At 64.4% G+C, this 6,975-nt stretch carries 8 protein-coding genes; 1 reads left to right on the top strand and 7 read right to left on the bottom strand.

Going from position 1 to position 6,975, the window contains the following annotated elements; translation table 11 throughout:
- Positions 1-44: 44 nt before the first annotated feature.
- The 7 genes from JWP83_RS19010 to JWP83_RS18980 form a co-directional block, all read right to left on the bottom strand.
- Entirely contained in the window at positions 45-1,037 is a 993-nt protein-coding gene (locus tag JWP83_RS19010; protein WP_297733002.1) for an alpha/beta hydrolase, read from the bottom strand.
- A 72-nt stretch (positions 1,038-1,109) separates the two neighbouring features.
- Positions 1,110-2,267, bottom strand: a complete 1,158-nt coding sequence (locus JWP83_RS19005; protein ID WP_297732999.1) for a cytochrome P450 — start codon at positions 2,265-2,267, stop codon at positions 1,110-1,112.
- Positions 2,268-2,492: 225 nt separating this feature from the next.
- Positions 2,493-3,308: a mycofactocin-coupled SDR family oxidoreductase gene (locus tag JWP83_RS19000; RefSeq protein WP_297732996.1), complete on the bottom strand. Its 816-nt coding sequence runs from the start codon at positions 3,306-3,308 to the stop codon at positions 2,493-2,495.
- A 20-nt stretch (positions 3,309-3,328) separates the two neighbouring features.
- Entirely contained in the window at positions 3,329-3,538 is a 210-nt protein-coding gene (locus tag JWP83_RS18995; protein ID WP_023860701.1) for a hypothetical protein, read from the bottom strand.
- Positions 3,539-3,542: 4 nt separating this feature from the next.
- Positions 3,543-3,992, bottom strand: a complete 450-nt coding sequence (locus JWP83_RS18990) for a zinc ribbon domain-containing protein (protein ID WP_297732990.1) — start codon at positions 3,990-3,992, stop codon at positions 3,543-3,545.
- Complete coding sequence (locus tag JWP83_RS18985; protein ID WP_297732987.1) at positions 3,989-5,197, bottom strand: thiolase; 1,209 nt, start codon at positions 5,195-5,197, stop codon at positions 3,989-3,991. Before JWP83_RS18985 ends, JWP83_RS18990 begins: the two co-directional genes overlap by 4 nt.
- Positions 5,198-5,201: 4 nt before the next feature.
- The gene (locus tag JWP83_RS18980) at positions 5,202-6,341 is read right to left on the bottom strand and encodes an amidohydrolase family protein (RefSeq protein ID WP_297732984.1); all 1,140 of its coding nucleotides are present in this window, start codon (positions 6,339-6,341) and stop codon (positions 5,202-5,204) included.
- A 137-nt stretch (positions 6,342-6,478) separates the two neighbouring features.
- On the opposite strand from JWP83_RS18980, the gene JWP83_RS18975 reads away from it, so the two are divergent.
- Positions 6,479-6,975, top strand: a 497-nt coding sequence (locus tag JWP83_RS18975; RefSeq protein ID WP_297732981.1) for a TetR/AcrR family transcriptional regulator, incomplete at its 3' end; no start/stop codon positions are given.

Raw genomic sequence — 6,975 nt, 5'->3', positions numbered from 1 at the left:
TGTCCGGCGCCAAGGAATCCGACGGTGTTGGGCACTATCCGCCCCTACGCATCCACGGGTAGGGCGCCAGCGGCGAGCGGAACGGGGACGACCGTCGGCAACCACCTTGCGATTCGGTCCCATAGTTGGGTGCGGTGACTCGCGAAGTTGTGACAGTGCCCCGAACTCGGAACGAGGTGCAGCGTCACGTCCGGGGAACCGGTGTAGTTGGCGGGTTCTGCATAGGGGTTCGGCGAAACGTCCAGCGCCGCGCCGAACCCGAGGAAGACGGGGACATCCACTTGATGCGCGTAGCGCTCGACCATTCCCGGGGTGGTGACCTCGGCGGCCGCCCGCAGCGGAGTCCGGCTCTGCACGGCGGTATCCGCGTCGATCACGTCCTGTGGAACTTCGCCTGCATAGAAGAGGTCGGCGAGGTATCCGCGAGGCGCGTAGAGGTGGGCGTCGGTCGGCTTGGCCCCGGTCAGCTGGCAGGACACCTCGATGGTCTGTTGAATCCGCTCTTCCAATTCGGCCGCATCGGGAGTGTCCTGGTACACATTGGTGATCTGCACACCATAGCCCAGTAGCACGACAGCGTCGTAGGGGTGCGTAGTCACCTGCACCATCGTCGTCAAGCATGCGCCCATCGAATGACCGACACCAATCAGCGGTGCGTTTGTCGGGGGAAGGTCTTCGTGTAAGTCGCCATGCCGCAGCCGTTCTCGGACCTGGCGTGCGACTTCGGCATCGCCCTTTGCAAGCAACCCCAACCCCACGGGTCCCGACGCGATGGGGTCGGTGCTGTCGCCGATCCCGAGGTGATCGACTGCGATCACGACGTACCCGGAGTCGCCCAGGTGCTCGGCGAAGCTGTACCCGGGATAGCCGTCGATGTCGATGTGCCAATAGTGCTTGTCGTAGGTGCCCCCGGCGAGACAGAGCAGAACGGCGCACGCATCGGCGGGCCGCTCGGGCAGAAACAGCCAGGCCTTCTGTGTCAAATGCTCATCGGATCCAACGGCCCCCGTCACGTCGAACGTCAACGAGTTTCGCATGACATACCCCGGTCGATCAGCTGCTGCCCGACGGTATGCCACCACCGGTCTGGGGTGCGCGGCACCCTCACGTCAGGGCCACGTCAGATTCAATGAATCGACGCCGAACACCTGACCGCCGTGCTCGATCGGCTGCCCGGCAACCTCGTAATTCGGAATGCGCTTGTGCCACTCCTCCAGCACCACCGCCAGCTCTTGTCGGGCGAGGTGTGAACCCAGGCACCGGTGCGGGCCGCCGCCGAAGGACAGGTGACGTGTGACGCCGCGGTCGAAGTCGACCGTGCGGGCATCGGCATAGGCTGATTCATCGCGGCCTGCAAACGCCAGCGAGAACGACGCCATGTCGCCCGCCTTGACCGGGCACCCGTGGAAGTCCATGTCCTGAGTCGCCTTTCGCGCGGTCTGCACGATCGGATAAACCCGAAGCAGTTCCTCCACCGCTCTCGGAATGAGCTGCGGCTCGGCGACGATCCGGGCGCGGTCGGCCGGATGGGTGCCCAGATGCAGCATCGCGTACGACAGCTGGTTGGAGACCGTGTCGAGCCCGGCCATGAACAACAGCAGCAGGCAGTTGAGCAACTCCATATCGTTGATCGGCTCGCCGTCGATAGTCCAGTCGATCGCCTTGCTGACGATATCGTCGGCATCCGGGTCGCGGTTCTTGCGTCGCTGTTGAATCAGGCCCGAAAAGTAGCCCATCACATGCGTCATGCCTTCGAGCCGGGCCGCGTTCACTTCCTCGCCTACCCCGCTCTGATGCAGGATCATGTCCTCCCAGGCCAGGAACTTCTCGAGATCCTCGACGGGCATGCCCATGATCGTCAGGAAGACCGTCGACGGGAACACCCGCGAGATCCGCGCCACGAAGTCGCACCCGCCCTCGCCGGCGACCTGGTCGATGAGTTCTGCGGCCAACTTCTGCTGCGCGTCGCGCAGGCCCTTGACGCGGCCCGGTGAGAAGTACTCCGCCAGCACATGGCGCCATTTCGCATGGTCGGGCGGGTCGATCATGATCGGGATCCACTTGTACGGCGGCTCCGGTTCGGTCGGCACGATGACGCTGCTGGACCAGAGGTCCGGGTGCTGGAGGCCGTCCAGAATCACCGAGTTGTCGGTGAACACCCAGTAATCCATGCCGGCCTCGGTGTTGCGGAAGACCGGCCCGGCTTCGTCCTGACACTGGTCCAGCAGATGGAAGTGCGTCAGCGCAGGCGAGTCCGGAGTGTTCATATTGACGCTCTTTACCGGACATGTTGCCGTGGGCTGATTCTGGATCATGACGTCCTTCCGTACGGCTGAGAACGAGTGCGAACTACAAGCACGCGCGGCTCGCATAATACGACAGTCCACTGTCAATCTAGCGCGAATTGCGACGACAGAGCAACGGAGACTCGTCAAACTAGGTTAACTACGTCCGGAGACGAACGCAATACTCCGCGACACCCGCCGGGACTGTCAACGGACCGCGAAGCCGGCGTCGAGCGGCCAGGCGGTGCCGGTGATGAACCTCGCCTCCTCAGAGACCAGGAAGGCCACCGCGTTCGCGATGTCCTCCGGCATCAGGACCGGGATCGGCAGCGCGTTCTGCATCGCGGCCAGCGACGGATCATTGGCCTCGAACATCGCGGCCATCGCGTCGTTCATCACCATTCCGGTGGCAACCCCGGTCGGGTGGATCGTGTTGACGCGGATCGAATACTGCGCCAAGTTATTCGCCCAGGTCTGCATCAGAGCGACCAGACCGCGCTTGGCCGCGCCGTACGCTTGCCCGCCTGCGCGATCGGTATTCGGGGCCTTCAGGCCAGCGCTCGAACTGGTCAACACAATCGAACCGCCGCGTCCACCGTCGATGAGGGCTGGGATAGCCGCTTCCACGGTGTTCCACACGCCGATCAGGTTGACGTCAATGATGTCGCGGAACGTCTGCCGCCGATCGCCACCCGGACCGAGCCTGATGACACCCGCGTTCGCGATCACGATGTCGAGGCAGCCGAACTCGGCGAGGCCGTCGGCGACGACGTGTTCGACGGCATCCGCGTCACGCACGTCAGCACGCCTGGCGACGATGCGCCTGCCCTCCTTCTCGACGAGCTTGACGGTCTCGTCGAGATCCTCCGGACTGGCGTTGGGATAGTCGATAGAGTCGATATCGCGGCAGATGTCCAGCGCGATGACGTCCGCACCGTCCGCCGCGAGCCGGACCGCATGCGCGCGACCCTGGCCTCGGGCCGCTCCGGTGATGAAGGCGACTTTGCCGTTCAGATTACTCATGGGCCTCTGCTCCTCAGCATCTATCCAGTCACGCTGCCGGTATGAATTCTTGCTTGCCGCAACCCTTCCTGCGGATCATCGACCTCGACGTCCCAGTCGCCGCACGAGCACGTACAACGGAAGTGACCATTGACGGGCAGAATCGCCTGGCCGTCACACGATCCGCCGGTGTTGGCAATGCTTGTGAGGAACTCGAGGGGCTTCTCGTGCAGGGCGCTGTCATCGGACATGGCGTTACTCCTCGCCCTGAGCGCCGACGCGGAAGACGGGCAACAGCCAGCCGTCGGCAATCGGTGAGAAGTCAACGTGGACAGGCATTCCTATCGTGACGTCGGTGGGTGCGACGTCGACGATGTTGGAGACCAGTCGCGCACCGGGTGCGTCCGGCAGGTCGAGGACCGCCGGTACCAAAACTAAATCGGGCAAGCCGGGGAAGCCGTGTACGACGGCGAAGCTGTAAACGACGGCGTCGCCACTGAGGTCGACCCAATTCACCGTCTTGGACTGGCAATTGGGACAGAACGGCGTCGGGGGCAGCCGGAAGGTCTGACAGTCGCCGCACTGGGGCGCCACCAGCCGCCGTTCCTTCGCGGCCTGCCAGAACGGCTCGGTGTCCTTGTTGACCGCGATCCGCACGTGTTCGCCTGGAATGGTGGTGGCCAGGGTAACCGCGGCGGTGCTCACGCGGCCCGTCCCAAGATCAGCCCGCTGACGGGCAGGCTCGCCGGCCCGCCGGTGACCAGGGCGAGTTCGGCGTCTGGGACCTGATTGATGGCGGTGCCGCGCATCTGCTCGACTCCTTCCATGATGTGGGTCATCCCAATGACGTAGGCCTCGGAGAGCTGACCGCCGTGGGTGTTGACCGGAATCGAGCCGCCGTCGTAGCGGATCGCTCCGCTTTCGACGAACGCACCGCCCTCCCCCTTGCCACAGAAGCCGTAGTCCTCCAGCTGCATGAGCACCATGGGGCTGAAGTGGTCATAGAGCAGGGCCACGTCGACGTCGCCCGCCGTGATGCCGGCCTGCTGATAGAGCCGCTTGGCGATGGGTGCATTGCCCGAGGAGGCGAAGTATTCGTCGGGCATCCCCATCCAGGCGAAGGCCCGACCCCAGTCGCGGACGCCACCGTGAGCGGCGGCGACCACCGGCACCGGCGGCTGACGCAGATCCTTGGCCCGATCCATCCCGGTGGTGATCACCGCGACGGCACCATCGGTCTCTTGGCAGAAGTCGTAGAGGCACAAGGGTTCTGCGATCATCCGGGCATTGAAGTAGTCCTCCAACGTGAGAGGGTCCCTATGCATCGCCTTCGGCCTATTGACCGCGTTGGCTCGCGTGGACAGCGCGATCTCGGCGAACGCCTGGCGCCGGGTGCCGTACAGGTGCATGTGCCGACGAGCCATTACCGACATCAGATGTCCCGGACCGAACAGTCCCGACGGCTGTAGGAACGAATTGATCGGATCGGGCTCCAATGCCGAAAACACCGACCCGAGACGCTGTTTCGCCTGCTGGAGCGCCATCACCGTGACGACCACCGAGGCATCGCCTGCGACGATGGCGGCCCGCGCCAGCCCGATGGCACCCGCGGACCCGCCCCCGCCAGAAGTCAAAGCGGCGGTGAACCGGACTTCCGGAATGCCGAGAGTTTCCACGAAGTCGGCGGTGTCCATCTTCTCGGTGTAGCCCGCGCTGGCGCCCGAGTAGTAGGCGAAGCCGTCGACGTCGGTGACGGGCAGGCCGGCGTCCTCACATGCGGCCAGGATCGCCTCGCCGGCCAGCTCGGTGATCGACTTCGGCAATGACCCGCCGCGTTTGTAATAGGGTGTGGCACCGACGCCGACGATCGCGACGTCTCTCAGCCCGTTCGTGGCGGATGAAGTAGCCACGCGCTCAGAAGTTTTCGGCCGGGATGGGCGGCACGTCGGGGAAGAGTTCGTAGAACGTGCCCTGGGTGATACGCAGCCGGGTCTCGTCGCTCGCGCCGTCGAAGAGTCCCTTCAGGGTGTCCTGGGTGTGCCCGAAGGTGCCTTCCATATGCGGGTAGTCGCTGCCGAACATCACGTTCTTGTAGCCCATGTGCTCGTAGGCCGCGACCGCCGTTTCATCGTGTTGGAACGACGCGTAGACCTGGCTGAACAAAATCTCCTTGGGGCTGCGGCTGAGCTTTGGCCGCACCGCGAGGTGGTGCTGGCGGTACCCCTCGAGCAGCCGGTCGCCCAGGAACGGTACCCACGTCGCGCCTCCCTCGGAGATGAGCACCTTCAGGTTGGGGTGACGGTCCAGCGCACCGGAAGCGACCATCTTCATCGCCGCGCGCTGACCCGAGAACGTGGTCTCGGCGTAATTCATGATCGCGCCACCCGGGCCGCGATACACCTGACCTGCGCCACCGGTCGCGCTGTTGCTGGCCGTCACCTCTACCGGATCGGTGCCGATGTGGAAAGCCAACACGATGCCGGCCTCCTCGGCGGCCGCCCAGAAAGGCTCCCAGTCGTTGCGATGCCAATCCGGCGCACTGGGGTGAGGAGTGGTTGGCAGGAACACCGCTTTGAAGCCCTTGTCTGCCGCCCAGTTCAGTTCCTCGATCGCATCATCCACCACGAGCGTCGACACCTGCGCGGTCACGACGTAGCGGGGCGAGACTGAGGTGATTTCTTCGACAGCCCACTCGTTGCTCGCCCGCATGCATGCCTTGAGCAGCTCCGGCGTGCGGAAGGTGGACGCCCACATGCCCAGTGACGGAAAAATGACTTCGCCCCATACGCCCTCGTTGTCGAGATCCCCGAGCCGTGCCTTCGCATCGCGAATGCCCTGCGGCCTCGAACTCATCTCGGCAAAGGCCACCACCGCCGACGACGGCAGCTTGCGCCGGAAGATCTGACCGTCGACCTGCACGGTCTCGTACTCGCCATCCGGGTCCTTTTCCGACTTCGGCGTCAGGTCGGCAAGCGCCTTCGGCAAGCGGGACTGCCACAGGTCGTCGGGCTCCAGAAAGTGGGAGTCGCCCGAGTTCGTCCAGATCATGCTCATTGGGCCTCCAAGGTCCGAGTCACTACTGACGATGTTGCCAGCCTGGAGTATCGAAGTCCAGCATTTCTAATGTGTATCTATTATTATTACCGCATTGGCCTGGCCGGCGGTAGAACGGACGGACGGAAGGAGACGCGATGACCGAACTGAGCACGGACACGGGCGCGGGCACGCGGCGTCGTAACGCCTCCGGTGAGTCCACCCGGGTGATGCTCATGGAGGTCGCCGAGCGGCTGTTCGCGACCCGCGGGATCGAGGCGGTGACGCTGAGTGAGATCCAGCAGGCGGCAGGACAGTCCAACACCTCGGTGATCCGTTACCACTTCGGCTCTCGCGAGGGTCTGATCCGTGCCCTGATCTCCTACCGACAGGCGTCACTCGGGATCGATCGCCAGGAGATGCTCGCGAGCATGCGCGAGGAAGGCAAGGAGGCGGACCCGCGTGCGGTGGTGTGGTTGCTGGTGCGCCCGCTGGCCAACAGCATCGCCGCGGGCGAGATGTTCGCGCCCTTCCTGGCCCGGCTTGCCGAGGACCCACGGGCCCGCAACGAATACTGGCCAGAGCACATCGACGACGACTGGACCCAGGAGAAGCTCGAGGAGCTCGTCGACGCTGCGTTGCAGGACCTGCCGGA

The organism is Mycobacterium sp. (genome assembly GCF_025965855.1).
Classification (GTDB): Bacteria; Actinomycetota; Actinomycetes; order Mycobacteriales; family Mycobacteriaceae; genus Mycobacterium.
This window is presented reverse-complemented; position numbering and strand designations above follow the sequence as displayed.

What these genes read in the sequence shown, in the direction of transcription:
- JWP83_RS18995 (WP_023860701.1), bottom strand. Translation starts at nt 3,538, where the DNA reads ATGTCCGATGACAGCGCCCTGCACGAGAAGCCCCTCGAGTTCCTCACA.
- JWP83_RS18980 (WP_297732984.1), bottom strand. Translation starts at nt 6,341, where the DNA reads ATGAGCATGATCTGGACGAACTCGGGCGACTCCCACTTTCTGGAGCCC.
- JWP83_RS19000 (WP_297732996.1), bottom strand. Translation starts at nt 3,308, where the DNA reads ATGAGTAATCTGAACGGCAAAGTCGCCTTCATCACCGGAGCGGCCCGA.
- JWP83_RS19005 (WP_297732999.1), bottom strand. Translation starts at nt 2,267, where the DNA reads ATGAACACTCCGGACTCGCCTGCGCTGACGCACTTCCATCTGCTGGAC.
- JWP83_RS19010 (WP_297733002.1), bottom strand. Translation starts at nt 1,037, where the DNA reads ATGCGAAACTCGTTGACGTTCGACGTGACGGGGGCCGTTGGATCCGAT.